This is a genomic window from Chitinophaga sp. OAE865, from assembly GCF_040546735.1.
GTDB classification, from domain to species: Bacteria; Bacteroidota; Bacteroidia; order Chitinophagales; family Chitinophagaceae; genus Chitinophaga; species Chitinophaga polysaccharea_A.
The window spans coordinates 1,481,789-1,501,627 of the sequence record NZ_JBEPOF010000001.1; the positions used below are offsets into that span (position 1 = coordinate 1,481,789).

Here is a 19,839-nt window from a genome sequence, read left to right on the forward strand (position 1 = left end):
GTAATCATGCCAGCGGCTGTAACATGCTGCCAGCTATACTATCACGCTACTGGCTGTAACATGGCGCAATTAGCTGCGGCATCAATATAATTGGTTGCGCAATATCCTTTTGATCATTTGTATAGTGGAACGGCTGATCTGCCCTTTATACTTCTGAAGGATAGTACTTTCACTAACGCCATCGCTTAACTCATTCACCACCCGCAACCATTTGCCGAGGAATTCGGAATTGGGAGTACGGTAGCGCATCAGTCTCCTGACGGTCTCAATAACAGATTTGCTAACGGTGCCTTCATGCAGTTCAAAAACTTCGTCGTTGTTAAGGCCCAGTTTGATATCATCAGCAATCCTGGAATAATCCTGCAGGTATTTTTCATTAGCCTCCATTACCTGTAACAGGGGATTGTCGCTGAAAGCAATATCTGTATTTTTCCGGTGCTGCTTTTGTAAGGCATGCAGGGCATAGTTCCGGGCAATATTGTCGCAAATAATAAGATCGTCTTTGTTAAGCTCAAACCATTCGCCTTTTACCCGCTTGTGCTGGAATACGATATGCAGGCTTTCTTCCAGGGCAGTCATATTCATCGCTTCATATTGCCTGATAACACGGAACATTACGGGCAGGTGAGTATGGTAAGCCGCCAGACGCTTATGCAGGTCCTGCGTTTTACCGATCTTATACAGGTTTTTACCCGTGTTCAGAATGTACACACACTTTCCAATTTGTACTTGCTCCATGAGGGTGTTTTCGCGCTTGCTGGTGATAATTAAGTTATCAATTTACGACTATGATTTTTATATACAAAATGGAATAATCAGGCTGAATGGTAATACGAGGAGAAAGAGCAACATACGGCCGGTTATCAGGTAGCGGTGACGGGTGTCCGTTAAGCTTTTACACTAATGGTTATGGGTAGCCAATATTCGGCAGAATCGGCGGATTTGTTTTTCGGCGCATCTGGCAGTGAATAACTTTGGGTTGTGTTTTGAAGTACAACCCTGTCTGATCAGACGGAAAGTTTAACAGGCATAGCTATAGAAATTGCCTGGTCTTTCAGAAAAAACACTTTGAGAAGATTAACTTTTATAGTAAGATGAATAATGAGCAGTTCCCGGATAACAGGACGAAGCTATCCGGGAAACTGCGTTATCCATAAATAATAAATCCTTTCTCAATAGAATTTATTTTCCTGAACGTTATCCGGAATACCCCGATGCCATTGCTGCTGCCGTTGGGATTGCTATTGCCTTCAATGGTTTCGATGAAGCCGCCGTTGACGGCGGTAACAATGCCGGTATGACCAAACCCGCCGCCATGGCTTTTAATGAAGATGCTGCCCGGAACCACCAGTGAAGGATTATTGACAGCCTTTGCGGTAGTGATTTTTACTGCGTTGGTCCGGTTCCAGTGGTCAAGGCAGCCTGCTGTTTTTACAACGGGGTTAGGGATGCCCAGTTCTGCAGCAGCTTTTTTAAAGCACCAGTATACAAATGCGGCGCACCAGTAGTTGCCCGGAGGAGTATTGGTACTGGCAAGATAGGCTTCTACCTGTGGCCCGCGGTTGCTGCCTGGCGGCACCTCCATTACGCCAATCTGGCTTTTGGCAACTTCAATGGCTTTTGCAAGTAAGGGGGCAGGCGCTTCATGTTGCTCGGGCACGCCATCGTCAAACAGTACTTCCCAGGTAATGGCGCCTACTTCACCATCCACAATAAGGGGATTGCCAAACCGGTCGCGGTGCATGGCCTGGAACTGCTTTACGGCCGACACGGTTTTAGGGCCAAACGTACCTGTGCCCTGCAGGGCGCCGATACCCAGCTCAATAAGTCGCTGCTGAATAGCTTTTACGATCTGGCTGTTTTTTTCTCCAGCCTTAATTACTTTGTTGGGGTAGTTCATAACAATTGATTTTTAAAAAGTTGGGGTAAGAAAGAATTATATACAATGGTTTAAAAATCTTATTGGTATAACAGGGTTATCTAAAGATAACAATTTCCCGGCATTTTAAAGATTAAAGAGGGCGCTTCATTCCAGATGAAGCGCCCTCTTTTTTATTTATGGAAGCGGTTTTTAGAAGTTGGTATTAACAATCAGCGTATTCCTGTCGGATGCCGCAAAATCCATGGGGATAATACCGTACCTGCCATGTGTATTATTGGTGAAGTAGGTATTGATCTGTGGATTAATGGCATTGGATACCGTGGTAATGCTTGGAATGCCGAAGATGAGCGATTTGTAACCGCTGGTGAAATTGATATACAGCACGGATTGGCTGCCATTTTTTGCTTCTGTGAAAAGATTGGTGATACTGGTCCATTTCCCGTTATTATCGGGCACTACGTACTGGTCCTGCACACGGAGGGAGGAATTGGCGTTATTAATGGAAAAAGTGGTGTTATCGGCCCAATTGGTGGCCTCAATGCCTTTGGGGGTACCTGAGGCTCCAAACCGTCTCAGCAGCACAATTTTGCCCCTTACCTGGCCGAGATTGGGCACGGCGTCGCCCAGGTACCATCTGGATGGCTGCAGTTGGGTATAGCTGTCGAAAGTTTGTTCGAAGGAACGGGTGTTGTTGGTAGGGTCATACTCTTCCTTTACGCACATAATGATGGTTTCTGTAGGATTTGCCGCCAGGAAATCGTAACAGGCGGTAGTTACGTCCGTAAAGTTCAGGTTCTGGTAAATAGAGCCATGATGAATAGCGAAGGCATCCCCGATATGCCTGCACCGGATATCCAGGAAGCGGGTACCTGCATCCAGCTGCTCGCGGATGCTGAGGTTCTGGCATTTGGCAGTACCGCCAACAGGTTCCACCCGGGCGCCGCTATCGTGCGTACCTGGAATGGAAAGGCTGGTAAGACTGGTATTGTCTGCAATAGCGCCCATCCATCCTGTAAGGGTTACGTTTAGGGTGTTGGTAAGAGCGGTGTTGTTCGCTGTTTCAATGCCGGCTAAAGCATTGGGATTTGCCAGGTCTTTTTTACAGCCAAAAAGAGAACATACGGCTAAAGCCAGGGAGAGGGTTTTTAGGTTCATAGTGAAAGTATTTATCTTAAAAATACAGGACAATACCGTTTGGTTCATTGCAGTGGAAATTAATTGTGAGTTAACATTCTTTGATATGGAATTAACAAATCCTGCAGGTAACGAAAACGTGTGATTTTTTATCAGCACAGGAATGTCTATCTTTATACCACGTAGTACCACATCAACCAGATTCGCTTGTTATAGGAAGTGTCCAAATTTATTTTGAATACCGTGCAATTAAATAGTGAACCGGATTTACTATTAAAAGTGTCGCAGGGCGATGAAGCTGCCTTTGCACACCTGTTCCACACCTACCAAAACAGGCTGGGAGCCTTTGTTATGCAGCTTACGGGATCCAGGCCGCTCGCAGAAGAAATTGTACAGGAAATATTTATCAGGATATGGGAAAAGCGGGAAAAGCTAAGCCAGGTGGAACATTTTCATCCCTATTTATATACGGTAGCCAGGAACTATAGCTTGTCTTTCCTTAAAAAGCTGGGGCGGGAACTGGCTCAGAAGCAGGCATGGGAAATGAGCATGGCCACACGGGGGGAAGAGGAAGATACTGTTATCAGGAATTACCGGCGCATAATAGACCAGGCCATCTCTGAATTGCCTGCGCAGCGGCAGAAGGTATACCTTTTAAGCAGGGACGAAGGACTCCGCCAGGCTGAAATTGCAGAACGTATGGCAATTTCACTGGAAACAGTAAAAAAGCATATGGTACTTGCGCTCCGCTCTATCAGGAGCTACGCAATGGCTCACCCGGAAATCAATATACTGATACTTGTTCTGACTGCGCCTTTCAGGATTTGAAAAAAAATTTCTCATCCATTACCTCTTTTTAGTACCTCCTGCTGTCTTATAGTATAGAATCAATCTATGCTAATGGACAATACCCGGTTGCGATACCTGCTTAGCCAATACGCGGGCAAAACGATCACACAGGCGGAAGAATCCGAATTGAGTGATTTTTTAAATGCGGCAGATAATCAAACGCAGCTGGAATTGCTGATAGAGGAAGCCTGGATAAAGTCTGGTGAGGAAGATGAAAACATTTTTCCCTCGCCCGAACTGAACCAGGGATCGTTACCCGCTCCGTTAAGACCGGTTCGCTGGCTGCGTTGGGCCGCTGCGATATTGTTGCTGATTGCCGGCGCCGGTGCATGGCTGCTGGCTGCAAGGAGGGGGAAAATGGAAAAAGAACCGCCTGCCATAGCTGTAAACACAAAAAAAGATGTAGGGCCGGGCGGGTCGAAGGCGATGCTTACGCTGGCTAATGGTAAGGAAATAGCGCTCGACAGTACCCTTAAAGGTACATTAGCCAAACAAGGGGAGGCAAACCTGCACGTGAGCCCCGGAATGCTTAAATACGACCAAAACAGGCAGTCATCTGTCAATACAATAGCCTATAATATATTAAAAACGCCCAAAGGAGGGCAGTACCAGCTGGAATTGCCCGACGGCTCAAAAGTATGGCTCAATGCGGCATCTTCCCTGAAATTCCCTACCGCCTTTCGTGGAAAAGAAAGACGGGTGGAACTAAGTGGAGAAGCTTATTTCGAAGTGGCCCGGAATGCCAGTCAGCCTTTTTTTGTATCGGTAAATAACGCCAGCATCGCGGTACTGGGTACCAGTTTCAATGTAATGGCCTATGCGGACGAGGCGGCCATGAGAACCACCCTGCTGGAAGGCGCCGTAAAAGTAAGCCAGGCAAGTACTTCCAGCTTGTTGAAGCCGGGAGAACAATCACTACTGGAGCCTAACGGCCGGATGGAAGTAATAGAAAAAGCCGATGTAAACCTGGCAGTTGCCTGGAAAAACGGCCTTACCTCTTTTAAAAGCGCAGATATCAAAACAATCATGCGACAGGTGGAACGCTGGTATGATGTGGAGGTGGTATATAACGGAACTATACCCTCCCGAAGGTTCACAGGAGATATTCCACGCGATGCCAACCTGTCTGAATTATTACGGTTACTGGAAATAAGCAGGATCCATTTTAAAATGGAACAACGGAAGCTGATCGTTATGCCGTAAGCAACTGAATCTAATTATTATATCAACCAAATCACTATTACCATGAATAACGGTCCCTGAACGACGTGTGGTAAGAACCGGGGCATAAAAAACCAGGAGCGATCTCACCCGCCCCTGGTAAAAAAGCCTGGGTCTGATACCTGACATCAATACTTAGCAGAAATCAAGAATTATCTCAACCCAAACACTACAAATGTATGCAATCTAATTGTCATGCAAAGCCCGTCTATATACCCGGGCTATTATCAACCATCAAAGATCGTGTCCTGACATTCCGGAAATCAGGTGCCCATCTGAGGATAAAAAAACAACTGATTAAGCAAATGAAAATTACAGCTATCCTCTTAACGGTAGTTTGTTTGCAGATCAGCGCAAAAAGTCTGTCGCAACAGATCACTTTGTCGCAAAAGAACGCTCCGATCCAGAAGGTATTTGAAGAAATAAAAAAACAATCAGGCTATAAATTCTGGTATGAAGATGCCATGCTTACGAAAAGTAAGCCGGTAGACATTTCCATCCGGAACGGATCCCTGGAGGAAGTACTGGCATTGCTGTTTAAAAATCAGCCTTTCAGCTATGAGGTGATAGGAAAGATCATCGCTGTAAAAGAAAAGGATATACAACTGCAGCATGCTTTACCCTATATGATGATACCTGAAGTCGTGCTTCGTAAAATAAGCGGCCTGGTAAAGGACAGCACAGGGGCTCCCATTCCGGGAGTCACTATCCTCATAAAAGGTACCAAAACCGGTGTTACTACGGATGTGCAGGGCCGGTTCAGTATCGATGTGCCGGATGGCAACGTGGTACTGGTTTTTACCTCGGTTGGGTTTGAACCCAGGTCTGTCACACTGGGTACTTCCACTTTCCTGAACGTAACACTTACTACTGCCTCCAGCGGGCTGAATGAAATGGTGGTAACGGCCCTCGGTATCAAACGCCCGAAGGGTACACTGGGATATGCTATCAGCACCATTAAAGCAGATGAGCTTACAAAGGCCGGTACTACCATGAACCCCTTCCTGGCTTTGTACGGTAAGGCGGCAGGTGTTGGCGTAAATGTTGGCACCTCCGGTCCGCAGGGTGGCGTAAGGATCAATATCCGAGGTGCAGCCAGTATGAACCCGGACCAGAATGTACGTCCCCTGTTTGTGGTAGACGGCGTTATCCTCAGCGACCGTAAAACACAGATAGGCGGCGACGTTGGACAGGGTTTCGACTATGGCGCCGGTATCAACGATATCAACCCCGACGATATCGAATCGATCGATATCCTCAAAGGCGCAAAAGCTACCGTATTGTATGGTAGCGATGCAGCGAACGGTGTAATGATCATTACTACTAAAAATGGCCGCAATGTGAAAGGCTTCGGTATGACGGCCAACGTGCAGCACACCATTGAACAACCGGTATCTTACCTGAAATTGCAAACCAAATACGGCCTGGGAGATAACCTTTACGATACCACTTATGCCACTATTAATGGTGTACAAACCAGGATGCTGCCCAATAAACGCTTCAGTTTCGGCCCCGCCTTCGATGGCGCCGATGTGATGTTCTACGATAGCTCCATCGTGAAAAATTCGCCACACGCGAATAACTTTATGTCCCTTTTCCAGAATGGTCGTTCCACTTCTGCTAACGTAGCTATTGCCGGTAGCAACGAAAAAGGCAGTATCAGGGCTTCTTATACCAACTATAACTACCAGGATATTTCCGGCGATAACTCCTGGCAAAAAAGAAACTCTTTCAGCTTTAATGGAAATATCAAGGCCTCTGAACTGGCTTCCTTTGAAGTGATCTCCAACATTTACAGCATCTCTACACAAAACCGCCGTTCACAAAACGATGGCCCTGTGGCATGGGGATACCCGGTGGATTATGATTATAACCTTATATACCCTTATTATACAGATGCTACCGGTTATAAAAGAGACCTTTCCAATGCCCGCGTATCTGATGCGTTTACAAGGCTGGGCAGCTACCTGTGGAATACCAAAATGAACCGTTATAAGGATGAGAATATACACATGATCACCTCTGCCAAGGTAACGCTGAACTTCACGAAAGAGCTGTTCCTCGTAGGTCAGGCAGGACTGGATTATGATAACACTAACTACAACACGGAAGTAAGCGTAACAAGGGTGCTCCCAACGGTTGCAGGGGGAAGCTTTGGCGTGGCAAAGGAAAATTCCACCACTCAAACCTACCAGGCATTATTGAACTATAATAAAACCTTCCTGAACAACGATCTCCGCTTGTTTGCATTCGGAGGTGGCGTATACCGCCTGCGTAATGTGGATTATCTTGGTACAAACACAGTTGGCGGGCTTACCTTTCCCGACTGGTATTCGTTTTCCAACCAGCTGGGTACACCTAATGCAGACAATGCCTACCTGCTGAGGAATTACACCAGGGGATCTGATGTATTATATAGTTTGCTGGCATCTGCAGCTCTGTCATGGAAGAATGAGTTTACATTGGAATTGCAGGGACGCCAGGACTGGAACTCTACGCTGCCTCCTGAAAACAATAAGTACTTTTATCCCGGTGCAGCGCTTACCTGGAACTATACCGAACGTTTCCCGCTTGCCGGCGTAAATACAGGGCAGTTCAGATTATCCTGGGCAGATGTGGGTAACGGTACCACCCGTTATTTTGCCAATAACCTGTATGGATACAACCGTCTCCCAAGCACCGGCGCCAATTCCGTTTCACCACCGGATAAGCTGTTGCCGGGCGCGCTGAAGCCTGAGCGCAAAAGAGAGTTTGAAGTAGGTGTCAACAATACTTTCCTGCCTCAGGACAGGATCATCCTCGACTTCTCCTTCTATACTAATCACCGTTATAACCAGATCATCAGTCTGCCTATTTCTTCTGCCTCCAGTTCTACCGGTATGATCGTAAACGCCGGAGACGTAAAAGCCTGGGGCTTTGAGCTGGCGTTAACAGGCGTACCGCTGGTTGGTAAAAATTACCGCTGGAGCCTTACACTGAATGCCGCCAGCCAGGGATCAAAAGTAATAGACCTGTACCAGGGTGTTACCAATTATCCTTTCAGTAACCTGATCAATGGCGCCGCTGCATCTATTCATGCAGATGAAGGCCGCCCTTATGGCGAAATTGTTATGCTGGACTATAAACGTGATGAAGCAGGTAACAAAGTAGTCAACAACCAGGGTATCTATATCCTTGATGATCAGAAAACAACAGTGGCCGGTAACGTAATGCCAAAAGTTTACGGCGGGTTCATTTCCGACTTCATGTATAAGAATTTCAATTTCCGCATAGGATTGGATTATAAATACGGCGGTACCATTTTCAGTTATACGAATAACCGCTTAACAGGTGTAGGCCAGCTGGAAAATACCATGCAATACCGTGATGAAGAAAACGGAGGCCTGGCTTATTACATCAATAGCAGCGACCAGAAAGTGCCCTGGCAGCATTCACAGCCAGCTCCTGCCCAGTCTAAAGATGGTAAGGTGTATCATGATGGACTTGTTCTTCCGGGTATGAAAGTGGACGACAATGGTAAATACGTAACCAACGATATTATCACCAGCGCCGCTACTTATTATGGAAGCTATGCCAACGACCTGGCCACCTCTTTCCCACCCGACCGGTTGTTCAAAAACAATTATATCAAGGTGAGGGAAGTAGCGCTTTCCTATACATTACCTGCGGATATTTCCAAAAGGATAAAGATGCAAAGGCTCACGATTACAGCGGCCGCCCGTAACCTGTTCTATCTTTATAAATCTATTCCCAATATTGATCCGGAAGGAGCGTTGGGCGCAGATGTTTTCGTGGAAAATACCATCTACCCTTCCCAAAGGACTTACTCCCTGGGGTTAAATGTTGCTTTCTAATGTATAAACTGAAAAAAATGAAAAAAGCTTATTTATATATTTTCCTGCTCTCGGCCTCCTTCCTGGGAGCCTGTAAAAAGGACCTGGAAGATCGCTTCTACGATAAAGATAAACTCACTACCGGTAGCGATATTGATGTAGTACCGGGAATGTTTACCGCCCTGCTTACAAATAATAAAATATTTGCGCAGGATTATGGAGAATGGTACTACCTGCTCAATGGAGGTACCAGTATTACGGGTTATGAGCAGGTGGCACAGCGTTTTGTGTCTTACCGTTACGATTGGTTCTCTACCTATAATGATTTAACCACGGGTAATGGCTTTGACGATTCTCCTATCAACGGGCAGTCTTTTTTTCAGCATAGTTATACCCGGTTGAAGAATTATGAAGTGATCCGCGATTCCGTGGAGGCACGTACCGGTCAGCTGAAACTGGATGGAGATGTGTACCTGAAACTGGTGAGTTTTATTAAATGTTACCAGAGTGCAAAGCTGGTGGATTTCTTTAATTCAGTACCTTATTCAGACGCTTTCCAGGGCGCTAAAAAAGAACCGAAGTATCTTTTCCCAAAGTATGATGATCCGAAGGAAATATATCAATCTATCATACAGGAACTGGGAACAATTGTAGACGGTTTGCCAGGTGCATATTCGCAGATGTCGGCTGCAGCTCAAACTGTTTTTACAGAGCAGGACCTTGCTTTCCATGGAGATATCAATAAGTGGGTATCCCTGATCAATTTTACCCGTCTGAAATTACTGGTAAGAATTGCCGGTGTAGAAGAAGCATATGCCAAACCACTGATCCAGGCAACGTTGGCAAAGCCTTTGCCGCAATCAGACCTTTATTGGTTCTACTGGTTTGATATAGATCCAACCGGTGGCGGAACATGGATCCGTGGTGTGTATGAAAATACTTTTGCCTCTTTCATTCCGAATATCATTATGAAAAGGCTGAACTATGGTACACCTGCCTATCAGCAGGGAATTGATGATCCACGCTTACCGGTACTGGCTATGCCAACAAAGTATATGGATTACCGTGGTGTGTCTGCCAATATTGAAGAACAAACTGCATTGTACAACAGTGGAGAAAGATATTATCCCTATGCAGATAATATTGCTTCCACTTTTTCTACCAACGCTAAATCCACTTACAATCACGCTACATTCCACCGCAATTCAAAAATGCCGGTGTATATGAGCACTCTGGGAGAACTGGATCTGCTGCTGGCCGAAATTGCATTGAAAGGATTGGCAAACACAGGTAAATCAGCAGAAGAGCATATTAAGGATGAAGTAACGCATTCCGTTGCCTTCTGGTATACAATTAACCAGCTGAGCAGCTATGCTAAAACCCAGATGACACCAGAACAAACAGCGATGGTATATCCTACCAAACCATCTGATGCAGTGATAAGCGCATGGGGAGATGTAATTAAAGCCAAATTCGCTGCCGCGCCCACACAGGACGATAAAATGGAGATCCTGATGCAGCAGAAATATATCCACCTGAACCTCTACCAGCCGTATGAGCTCTGGGCAGAGCTGAGAAGGACCCGTCATCCGAAACTGGAACCATTTACCTGGCATTCTTCTGTATGGAAGCCAATGCCGGAAAGAGTGCGTTATCCAACCATCGAGTTGACCAATAACCCGGATAATTTCAAAAAAGTGGCCGGTGAAAATAATTTAACCAGCCCTATTTTCTGGGTACCTGCTGCGGCAAGAACAAAGAATCCCTACTGGGATAATTATAATTACCAATAGCAGAGAGCAATGATGTCGGAAGAGAGCTGGCTTATTTAGCCGGCTCTCTTTTTTAGTGCCATATTGCGATGCACGCCGCCGCCAGTGTTAACCCTATCAGTGCATAGTAAGCAGCTTTGGTAAACGGTTTATTGGTAAAGCGTATATTGATCAACGTTACCAGCAGGAACATACCGGTTTTGGGAACCACTTTATAATAATTAATATGCGGATATTTCAATGCTACCAGTATTATACCTGTTACCAGCAGCGCGATACCCAGCAGCAATCCTTTATGGTCGCGGATCTTTGTGTGATAATCGGATCGTTGCGTTACCAATATAGCGAGATATCCCAGAAAACATCCGAAGTGAAGTAGTAAAATAAGACTAAAGAGCATGGGATGTTTTTTTGGCGGTGAAAGTAAGATAGTATCCTCCCAGTCCCGATGCCATCACAATGGCCACCAGGTGAGGGATCAGTTTATCAATTGTATGTGCAGGGTTGTTCAGCACCAGGCAAAAATCCATTACTGGAACAATGGTGCCTGCCAGCAGTAATATGCCAAGTGCGCGGCGCTCCCCGGTCCATAGTATGCCCAGTATAGCGATACCGGTGAACAGGTCGCGGATGCCTTTGATATAATGAAAGGAAAAATTACCATTTTCAGGGACGCTGATACCAAAGTCGGCTTCTGCTACTAATGGGCTAAAGAGAAAACGAAGGCCGATAAATACCAGCAAAGCTCCCATTGATAAGGTGGCATAGAAGGCGGTTTTTTCAGAGATGTTTTTCATTTGTTGCTTTTTTATGATGATGCAACAAAGGTATATACCGCTTTCCGCCGGTTCGTTCACCCAGGTTAATAAATTCAGGTCATCAGCCGTTTCCTGATCCTGCTTAGCGACGGTGGTTTTACACCCACGAAAGAGGAAATGTGGTACTGGGGGATACGCTGCTGCAGGTCGGGGTAGTTGTTTATAAAATGCAGGTAACGCTGTTCTGGCTGGTCTTCATAAAAAGAGGTGGCCTTTTTCAGTGCATATACATACAACTGTTCGCAAATTAGGCGGCCAAACTTTTCACCTTCTTTTACTTTACTGTAAATAAGTTGAAGGTTTTCATATGAAGCGCATAAAATTTCTGTTGGTTCAATGCACTGGATACTGCGCCGGGAAACCGAGTGATCAAGAAAGCTTTCATAGTTACAGGTAAAATCATTTTCCTTTCCAAAATCAAATGTCAGTTCTTCACCGGAATCTTTGATACTGTAGTAACGGATCAACCCCTTCACAATAAATCCTGCTTCGCGGCATACCTGTCCCTGCCGCAGGAAATAATCATTTTTCCGGAACTGCCGGCTTACGAACAAAGAAGAGATAAACTGTTTTTCGTCTTCATCCATGCGGATAAAATGCCCAATGGCGTTGATCAGGTTAGTGTGTATGCTCATCTGTAAAACGGTTTAACTGGGCTTGTATACCTTGTTTTTCGGTATCAGTTTTAGCCAGCTGGAAGGCTTTTTCGAAGCTTGCTTTTGCTTTTTTATTGTCGATATTCTTATACAGTTCTCCCAGCAGAACATAGTAAAAGTGATTATTCTCCAGCTTTAATTTTTCTGCTTCAGCCAGCGCTTCGCGCTGCCCGTTTGCCTTATACAATGCAAAGGTACGGTTCAGGGCTACACTGGGAGAGTAATTGATCATTAAGAGGGCATTGTATAACTGGAGGATCTCGTTCCATTTTTCAGGCGTATCTTCCTTTATGCAGTGCCAGTAAGCAATACGGGCTTCCAGGTGGTAGGAGCTTACTTCATTTCCTTCGGCAGAAAGCTGCAGGAAATGGATGCCCTGGTTAATTAGTGAATAGTCCCACAGCGATTCATTCTGCGCCTCGTACAATACTACCTCGCCTTCGCCTGCCTGCCTGGCATTGAAGCGGGACGCGTGAAAGCACATCAGGGCAATAAGCGCGTTTGTTTTGGGCAGATTGGTTTTGTCGTACGCAGTGAGCATCAGCCCCAGGCGCAGCGCTTCCAGGCAAAGATCCTGCTGCAGTATCTGGTTTTGTGTCTGCGAATAATACCCTTCGCTGAAAAGCAGGTAAATAATATGCAGCACATTGTCCAGCCGTTGGGGGATATCGTTTTCCGGCGGAAGCTCCATTTTGATCTTTTCCGCACGCAATTTTTCTTTGGCCCTGAATAATCTTTTATTAATGGTTTCCTTGTTAGATAGGAAAGCTTCTGCAATTTCATCGATCCCAAAACCGCAAAGGATACGCAGTGCCAGGCCTATTTGTGCTTCGCTGGCAATAGCGGGGTTACACACGGCAAAAAGCATTTGCAGCTGACTGTCCTGGATATTTTCCTGGGAAAAGCTCAGCGCCTCTGCCTCATCGGTCTGCTCCTGCCGGGCTGTTATTTCAGGCAATACTTTTCTGTCAAATATTTTATTTCTTCTGAAATGATGTATCGCTTTTTGTTTGGCTACGGTATAAAGCCAGGCGGTTGGATTGGGAGGAAGCCCTTTCATACCCCACGTTTCAGAGGCCAGCAAAAATGTTTCACTCACAATATCTTCCGCAATTTCAATATGCTGTAACCCGAAAAGCTTGCTGATCACAGCCACCATCTTAGAGAATTCCTGCTTAAATAAATGCTTCAGTGATTCGAGCTCCTTTTCCATATTAAAACAGTAAAAACCACTCTAACGAAAGAGTGGTTTTTTTATTTTTCGCTGATTACCGGTTACAAAACAATTTCCCTGATCTCAACACTGCCTCCGGTTTCCAGTACCGGGCAGCCGTGCGCCAGTGTGGTAGCCTCTTCCAGTGTATCAGACTTTACTACCAGGAACCCGCCCAGTCTTTCCCTGATCTCAACAAACGGGCCGTCTGTAATCACACCTCCCGGTTTCAGTACTTTTCCCTCCTGGGCAAGACGGCTGCCCTTGTTCCCCAGTTTGCCCTCTGCGGCAATACCGCCCGCCCAGTCCTGCCACTTCTTTGTCAGCGCCCGGAAATCTTCTGCAGACAGGTCGCGATAGGCGAAGTCAGCCTGGCGGAATAGCAATAAGAATTCTTTCATCTCTTCATAATTTAAATCACGGTGAAATATATGAATTAATTAGCTTTCACCTTGAATAATCCCGGTGTATAACTTCCCGCAGCAGTACGGAAGGCGATATTAAGACGGTTATAGCTGTTAATGGTGGTAATAGCTATGGTCAGGTCTACAATTTCTTCTTCTGAGAACTGCTGGCGCACCTGGTTGTATACATCGTCCGGTACATCGCTGTTGGTGATCCTGGTTACTGCTTCTGCCCAGGCAAAGGCTGCCCGTTCACGGTCGGTATATACAGTAGCTTCTCTCCAGCCTGCCAGCATATAAAGGCGCTGTTCTGTTTCTCCTTCTTCCCTTGCGTCTTTGGAGTGCATATCCAGGCAAAACCCGCAACCATTCATTTCTGATACCCGGAAATAAATTAAATGCTGCAGTGATCTTTCAATGGATGATGCCGCAAGGTATTTACTTACTCCGGATAATGCTTTCACTGCGTTAGCGCCATTGGTCAGAAGATTAATTCTCTGTTTCATGTTTATAAGTTTTATTGGTGAATATTTGTTTGTTTATACACCAATAAGGATCGGTAAAAAGGAAATTGGACATCTGCCCGGAAATTTTTTTATATTTTTTTTTCGGGCGGATGAATAAAGGCCCTCAGCGCCTGTGCCTGGCAGAAATATGAATTAATCATTTGTTAATCACCCCGCTTTCACAATTGTAAAACACTTTGGCGGACCGTAATTTTTTCTTTTGACGGATGATTGCACAAACTTATCCGCGTACCGGGAAAATGCTGGCCTTTTTTATTTTTACATGGTCGTTTACAGTTATATCCGCTAAAGCTCAGGAGGTAAGGCCCCTCTATAAGGACTCTGTTCCTAACAGTATTGGTAAAACCGCCCCGGCAGATGCCCCCACCATCACCATCTATAAGCCTGAAAAGCCTAACGGCGCAGCGGTGATCATCTTCCCCGGCGGCGCATACGCGTTCCTGGCCTTTGCGGAGGAAGGCACCAAAATAGCCGAAGCATTTATTACCAAAGGAGTTACTGCTTTCGTGGTAAAATACCGCCTGCCTTCAGATGCTACCATGCGGGATAAAAGCATGGGGCCTTTGCAGGATGCGCAGCAAGCCATTAAGCTGGTACGCATGAATGCGGCAGAATGGGGGCTGGATCCGCATAAGATCGGTATTGCAGGTTATTCTGCCGGTGGCCATGTGGCGTCTACGCTGGGTACGCACAGTGGCCGCAGCTATGTACCCAATAAGGAAAACACGGACCTGCGCCCCGATTTTATGATCCTCGTATATCCCGTGATCAGCATGAATAAAGACCTGGCCCACCAGGGCTCAAGCATTAACCTGCTGGGAAATGAACCATCCAAAGAAAAGATCGCCTTCTTTTCCAATGAAGAGTGGGTGAACAACAATACGCCGCCGGCTTATATCACACATACCAGCGATGATGCCGTAGTGAATGTAAATAACAGTATTGCCTTTTACCAGGCCATGCTGAGAGGAGGTATCCCTGCCGAGCTGCATCTCTATCCTACCGGCAACCATGGCTTCACCCAACGGATACCGGTCAACGAATGGCTCGATCCTATGTTGTGGTGGATGAAAAGAGGGGGCTGGATCCCCAACACCCCCTGATCTGATATTAAATCATGGCATAGCCGTATGAACAGGTCGCACAGCAGGCTTTGAGTGCAGCAGCTTTATCAGCGGCCGCTCTACCTTGTAGTAGAAGAAAATGCCCACTGCCACCGCCAGTACCATATGCACAATAACCGAAAGGTCTGCATTCAGGAAGTAACCGGTGGAAGCATATATCTGCGCGATAAAATAATAGAAAGTATAGTGGGTAAGATAAATGGAATAAGAAGCGTCACCTATCAGTAAGCCCAGCCTGTTGTTCCAGAGTTTTGTCCATATACCCTGCTGTTCAAGGAAAATGCATCCGGCCAGGATACACGCACTGGGCAGGCCCCATAATAATACCCGTTTTAAACTGCCGGTACCGCTGGTAACACTGCTCAGCTCAGATATATTTCCAAAGCCATAAACAACATTATAAACATAACCGCCTATTCCCAGCAAAAGTAATAACCCGGCTATGCCGGTAGCTACCTTTACATGCCGGTACAGCCAGAAAATGACCACACCAAAAAGGAATTCCAGCATAATAGGGTTGGTGTAAAATATCAACCGGAAATCGGCTGGCTTGAGCAGCTGGCCTATAGTCACCAGCACGGGGATAACAAGTAACAGCAATAAGGTTTTATATCTTGTACGGAATAAGATCAGGAAGAAAAAAAGACAATAGAACCACCACTCAAAACTAAGCGACCAGCCTACTACCAGAATTGGCGCCAGCCACTTCTGCGAGTTCAGTACAGGTAACATAAACACTGTGTCCCTCCATCCGTAAAGGATAGCCGTAACAGGGTACATCCGGTCAAAAAAACAAAAGAATACCATATAGCAAACACTTGCTACATAGTAAATAGGATTGATCCGCAGGAAACGTTTTTTCAGGAAATCCATTCCATCACGCGCACCAAAATAATTACTGGCCACATAACTGATAATAAATCCTGAGATACCAAAGAAGAGGTCTACACCAATAGCGCCGAAGTTTTCAAGGAAATAGAATTTTTGCTGATGGGAAACGGTAAATGCTTCCTGCAGATCTATGGCATGCACATGTACCACAAGGATAACTGCTACTGCCCTTAATAACTGTATGCTGTTAATCTTCATAAATGGGATACTGATTGAGGGTAAAGGATGGCAACACCGGTCACTTTTGTGTAAAGCAAGTTAAGCCGGGCTGCTGTAATTACACCTCAGTCGGTATCGTGTGCTCAGCCATGCAACGATTGCCAGGTTTCCCTGCTGATGGTAAACCAGTTATGCAGTATTTCTTCTTCGTAAAAAGTACCATCCGGCCTGAAGCCGGCTTTTTCTAAAACACGTTTCGATGCAGCATTGCCTGCATCTGCCATGGCATAAATATTTTCCAGGTGAAGCCGGTTAAAGCCATAGTCCAGGCAGGCCTGTGCACACTCTGTAGCATATCCTTTCCCCCAGTATTCCTGGATGAACCGGTAGCCAAGATCATAATAATTAACATGGCCATTGGTAGGCTTTTTCACCAGCTTTAATCCAGCCCATCCCACAAACCGGTTGCTCTCTTTTTCCACCACTGCCCATCTGCCAATACCATTCTCCCGGTATTGTTGCCGGATAAACCGGATCACTTCCCGCGATTCTTCAATAGTGCTTAAGGGCTTATTTCCCAGGTATAAGTGCACGGCCTTGTCTGAATCCAGTTCAAACACGCCGGCCGCATCAGCCGGTATCAGTTCCCTTAAGATCAACCGGGGCGTGGATGCAAAGATCTCCATACACATGTTATTTGGCGCCCAATTTAAAGGAACTATCTTAAACAGGAACAATAAAAAAGGAATTTTATTTAGGCATCAGCAGGAAATTAGTGCCCGCTTCCGCTTTGGTGGATTTTTTCTGGTACTGGTAAGGGGAGAAACCGGCAAATTCTTTGAAAGCCCGGATGTAATGGGACTGATCGGCATAGTCGTGCTCAAAAGCAATATCAGACAGCTTACTGTAATTATTGCTTTTTAACTGCTTTAATGAATTCTGAAAACGGCATATCCGGGAAAATAATTTCGGGGAGATGCCAACGCCCTGTTTAAACCGGCGCTCAAAACTTCTTTCCGTTAACTGCAACTGCTGCTGCAGGTCTTTTAATGCAATACTCCCGCCCGATTCAATGATCTGTGACAACGCAAAATGCGTGATCTCATCGGCCGATGCACTGTTTTTATTGATCTGGTTAAATAAAAATGTGGAAATGATATCTATCTTCCCTGTTAAAGAAGGTGCATTGCTTAGCCTTTCTGCCAGGTAAAAATCTTTGGTAACTGCCAGTATATCCAGGTCCATACAGGAATTGGTTAACTCATCGGCATTCAAACCAAAAATGGATTTCAACGCATGCGGGTAACAAATTACCCCTATTGAACAAATGCTGCCCGTTACATGCAGCTCCGTATATCTGGTGGTTTGGCCGTACAACAGCAAGTCGGGTAACTCTTTGTTTTCCTGGTAGAAAATACCATCCGCCGATTGCTGGATAATCAGGCCGGGACAACCATCTGCCATTGGCCCCAGAATTTTAGGCTCATGAACAACGCCGTTACTCTCCAGCGTCCAGAAATAACGAACGTGGCTTTTAAGATAGGATGGCGGTGGCAACTCCTGGTACCTCATTTTATGGCAGGTGAATTACTTTCAAGGTAAGATTTTTTAATGATTTCATGATAACCCTTAGTTTTGCAAACTAATTAACTCGCCCCATGAGAATTGCATTATTCCGTTTTATCAGCAGCCTGTTGATCACAATATCGACCAGCTTTGCATTTGCACAAAATAAGATCGTTGTTTTTCAGTCTGATTTTGGTTTGAAAGACGGGGCCGTTTCGGCCATGAAGGGCGTAGCCAACGGGGTATCGACCGATCTGAAGCTGTATGACCTTACCCACGAAATCCCCGCGTATAATATATGGGAAGCTGCCTACCGGCTGGAACAAACAGTTCCTTACTGGCCCAAAGGTACGGTGTTTGTATCCGTAGTGGATCCTGGTGTGGGCACCAGCCGCAAATCGGTAGTGCTTAAAACAAATAATGGCCACTTTGTGGTAACGCCCGATAATGGTACGCTTACCCTTATTGCAGCCTCGGAAGGCATTGCAGCAATACGTGAAATAAATGAAGCCGTAAACCGCCGTAAAGATTCTCAAAAATCCTATACTTTCCATGGCAGGGATGTATATGCCTATACCGGCGCGCGACTGGCATCCGGCGCCATTACCTTTGAAGAAGTAGGACCGTTGTTACCCAGTGAAGTAGTGAAGATTCCCTACCAGGCGGCGGTACTGGAAGGCGGAAAACTGAAAGGAAACATCTCTGTACTGGATGTGCAGTATGGTAACATATGGACCAACATCAGCGCCGACCTGCTTAACCAGCTGCATCCGCAATACGGCGATATCCTGCAGGTAACATTCTTCCACAACGGGAAAAAAGTACATCAAACCGCTGCGCCTTACAGTCAAACCTTTGGTGCGGTACCGGAAGGTAAGCCACTGGGCTACCTGAACAGCTTAATGCAATTATCGTTTGCACTTAACATGGGTAATTTTGCGGCTGCCTATCACATAGGAAGCGGTAGTGAGTGGAGTGTGGAAGTAATATTATCTCCCAAAAAATAATTATAAGCCGATGGGATTACCGTGGCGGCCTAGTTTCGGAAGTATATACAATACACTGATACCGTAAATATCAGGCTGCCGCTTCGCCAGGCTCTTCATAAAAGAGCCCTTCACCTCAATGGCCCCGTTCTGTTTTTTACCAAGCCCTATCCGCATACCGATGTTTCCTACCGGCCCAAAGGAATGCTGGGTAATGGAATCTGTAAGGGTGCCACCGTTAACGTCTTTGTACTTAACATTTACAGGACCGTAATGATAGGCAAATCCTCCGCCTGCAAAGAATCCCACAGCCTTTTTATTATCAAACGATGAAAACGAGCCGAAATTGAAGTTGATAATAACCGGTATATCTACCATAGAACGGAACTTCTTCACCGGCCCATCTTTTCGTTCACCGGTGTAATAATATATGATATTACCGTCGGCATCGTAATACCAGTCCATCTCTTCTCCTTCTCCAGACCCGCCGGAGCCGCCTGCCGTCAGAGGGATGCCTACAGATATCGTCATTTTATCCGTTTCCATTACGTTATAACGGATAGCATAGGTTAAACCGAAGCTTGGAATGCTTCCGCCCCGGGATGTATGATCAATGGAAGTAGTGAACCCGATACCATGCATAAAACGCTGTGAGAAAACCGGTAGGCCGGCAATACAGGCAATTGCTAACAGTACAATTTTTTTCATGTGGCAACGGTGGGATTAAGGATACAGTATAAAGTTAAAGTAAAAAGCTATTGAAACGGAAAACCGCCCCAATAGCTTTTTACAAACTTCTCTTGT

The 19,839-nt window shown here is 45.8% G+C and carries 19 protein-coding genes; 6 read left to right on the forward strand and 13 right to left on the reverse strand.

All coding sequences use genetic code 11. The features are described from left to right. Positions 1-81: 81 nt before the first annotated feature. From ABIE50_RS06250 to ABIE50_RS06260, 3 genes are all read right to left on the reverse strand, one after another. Positions 82-738 (reverse strand): GIY-YIG nuclease family protein, encoded by a 657-nt coding sequence (locus tag ABIE50_RS06250; protein ID WP_209866536.1) that lies wholly within the window; start codon positions 736-738, stop codon positions 82-84. A gap of 409 nt (positions 739-1,147) precedes the next feature. After that, positions 1,148-1,900 (reverse strand): CHAP domain-containing protein, encoded by a 753-nt coding sequence (locus tag ABIE50_RS06255; RefSeq protein WP_209866538.1) that lies wholly within the window; start codon positions 1,898-1,900, stop codon positions 1,148-1,150. A 171-nt stretch (positions 1,901-2,071) separates the two neighbouring features. Next, a complete protein-coding gene (locus tag ABIE50_RS06260; RefSeq protein ID WP_209866540.1) occupies positions 2,072-3,037 on the reverse strand; it encodes a phosphatidylinositol-specific phospholipase C in 966 nt (321 codons plus the stop codon). 222 nt (positions 3,038-3,259) lie between these two features. Between ABIE50_RS06260 and ABIE50_RS06265 the strand changes: the two genes are divergently transcribed. The 4 genes from ABIE50_RS06265 to ABIE50_RS06280 all read left to right on the forward strand — a co-directional run bounded on the left by ABIE50_RS06265 (position 3,260) and on the right by ABIE50_RS06280 (position 10,712). Further along, positions 3,260-3,844 carry an RNA polymerase sigma-70 factor gene (locus ABIE50_RS06265; protein WP_209866542.1) on the forward strand — a complete coding sequence of 195 codons (585 nt, stop codon included), beginning with the start codon at positions 3,260-3,262 and terminating at the stop codon, positions 3,842-3,844. A 72-nt stretch (positions 3,845-3,916) separates the two neighbouring features. Then, a complete protein-coding gene (locus tag ABIE50_RS06270; RefSeq protein WP_209866543.1) occupies positions 3,917-5,068 on the forward strand; it encodes a FecR family protein in 1,152 nt (383 codons plus the stop codon). A 323-nt stretch (positions 5,069-5,391) separates the two neighbouring features. Continuing rightward, on the forward strand, positions 5,392-8,940 hold the full coding sequence (locus tag ABIE50_RS06275; RefSeq protein ID WP_209866546.1) for a SusC/RagA family TonB-linked outer membrane protein: 3,549 nt from the start codon (positions 5,392-5,394) through the stop codon (positions 8,938-8,940). A 17-nt stretch (positions 8,941-8,957) separates the two neighbouring features. Next, positions 8,958-10,712 (forward strand): SusD/RagB family nutrient-binding outer membrane lipoprotein, encoded by a 1,755-nt coding sequence (locus tag ABIE50_RS06280; RefSeq protein ID WP_209866547.1) that lies wholly within the window; start codon positions 8,958-8,960, stop codon positions 10,710-10,712. A 52-nt stretch (positions 10,713-10,764) separates the two neighbouring features. Here the strand turns inward: ABIE50_RS06280 and ABIE50_RS06285 are convergent, their stop codons facing one another. From ABIE50_RS06285 to ABIE50_RS06310, 6 genes are all read right to left on the reverse strand, one after another. After that, positions 10,765-11,091 carry a hypothetical protein gene (locus tag ABIE50_RS06285; RefSeq protein WP_209866549.1) on the reverse strand — a complete coding sequence of 109 codons (327 nt, stop codon included), beginning with the start codon at positions 11,089-11,091 and terminating at the stop codon, positions 10,765-10,767. After that, positions 11,081-11,488: a DUF4267 domain-containing protein gene (locus tag ABIE50_RS06290; protein ID WP_209866551.1), complete on the reverse strand. Its 408-nt coding sequence runs from the start codon at positions 11,486-11,488 to the stop codon at positions 11,081-11,083. Before ABIE50_RS06290 ends, ABIE50_RS06285 begins: the two co-directional genes overlap by 11 nt. Positions 11,489-11,562: 74 nt before the next feature. Beyond that, entirely contained in the window at positions 11,563-12,144 is a 582-nt protein-coding gene (locus ABIE50_RS06295; protein ID WP_354027894.1) for a Crp/Fnr family transcriptional regulator, read from the reverse strand. Beyond that, positions 12,128-13,378: an RNA polymerase sigma factor gene (locus tag ABIE50_RS06300; protein ID WP_209866553.1), complete on the reverse strand. Its 1,251-nt coding sequence runs from the start codon at positions 13,376-13,378 to the stop codon at positions 12,128-12,130. Before ABIE50_RS06300 ends, ABIE50_RS06295 begins: the two co-directional genes overlap by 17 nt. Positions 13,379-13,440: 62 nt before the next feature. Beyond that, positions 13,441-13,779 (reverse strand): YciI family protein, encoded by a 339-nt coding sequence (locus tag ABIE50_RS06305; protein WP_142683967.1) that lies wholly within the window; start codon positions 13,777-13,779, stop codon positions 13,441-13,443. Between the two features lie 35 nt (positions 13,780-13,814). Next, positions 13,815-14,288, reverse strand: coding sequence for a carboxymuconolactone decarboxylase family protein (locus ABIE50_RS06310; RefSeq protein ID WP_209866555.1), 474 nt, complete (start codon positions 14,286-14,288; stop codon positions 13,815-13,817). 227 nt (positions 14,289-14,515) lie between these two features. Between ABIE50_RS06310 and ABIE50_RS06315 the strand changes: the two genes are divergently transcribed. After that, on the forward strand, positions 14,516-15,412 hold the full coding sequence (locus ABIE50_RS06315) for an alpha/beta hydrolase (protein WP_354027895.1): 897 nt from the start codon (positions 14,516-14,518) through the stop codon (positions 15,410-15,412). Between the two features lie 12 nt (positions 15,413-15,424). Here ABIE50_RS06315 and ABIE50_RS06320 read toward each other — a convergent pair whose 3' ends face one another. The 3 genes from ABIE50_RS06320 to ABIE50_RS06330 all read right to left on the reverse strand — a co-directional run bounded on the left by ABIE50_RS06320 (position 15,425) and on the right by ABIE50_RS06330 (position 18,055). Then, positions 15,425-16,522, reverse strand: coding sequence for an acyltransferase family protein (locus ABIE50_RS06320; protein WP_209866557.1), 1,098 nt, complete (start codon positions 16,520-16,522; stop codon positions 15,425-15,427). A gap of 104 nt (positions 16,523-16,626) precedes the next feature. Further along, a complete protein-coding gene (locus tag ABIE50_RS06325) occupies positions 16,627-17,169 on the reverse strand; it encodes a GNAT family N-acetyltransferase (RefSeq protein WP_209866559.1) in 543 nt (180 codons plus the stop codon). A 64-nt stretch (positions 17,170-17,233) separates the two neighbouring features. Next, positions 17,234-18,055 carry a DUF6597 domain-containing transcriptional factor gene (locus ABIE50_RS06330; RefSeq protein ID WP_209866561.1) on the reverse strand — a complete coding sequence of 274 codons (822 nt, stop codon included), beginning with the start codon at positions 18,053-18,055 and terminating at the stop codon, positions 17,234-17,236. Between the two features lie 86 nt (positions 18,056-18,141). On the opposite strand from ABIE50_RS06330, the gene ABIE50_RS06335 reads away from it, so the two are divergent. Further along, positions 18,142-19,056 carry an SAM hydrolase/SAM-dependent halogenase family protein gene (locus tag ABIE50_RS06335; protein WP_209866563.1) on the forward strand — a complete coding sequence of 305 codons (915 nt, stop codon included), beginning with the start codon at positions 18,142-18,144 and terminating at the stop codon, positions 19,054-19,056. On the opposite strand, the gene ABIE50_RS06340 is transcribed toward ABIE50_RS06335, so the two are convergent. Next, on the reverse strand, positions 19,057-19,743 hold the full coding sequence (locus ABIE50_RS06340) for a hypothetical protein (protein ID WP_209866564.1): 687 nt from the start codon (positions 19,741-19,743) through the stop codon (positions 19,057-19,059). Positions 19,744-19,839 lie beyond the last annotated feature (96 nt).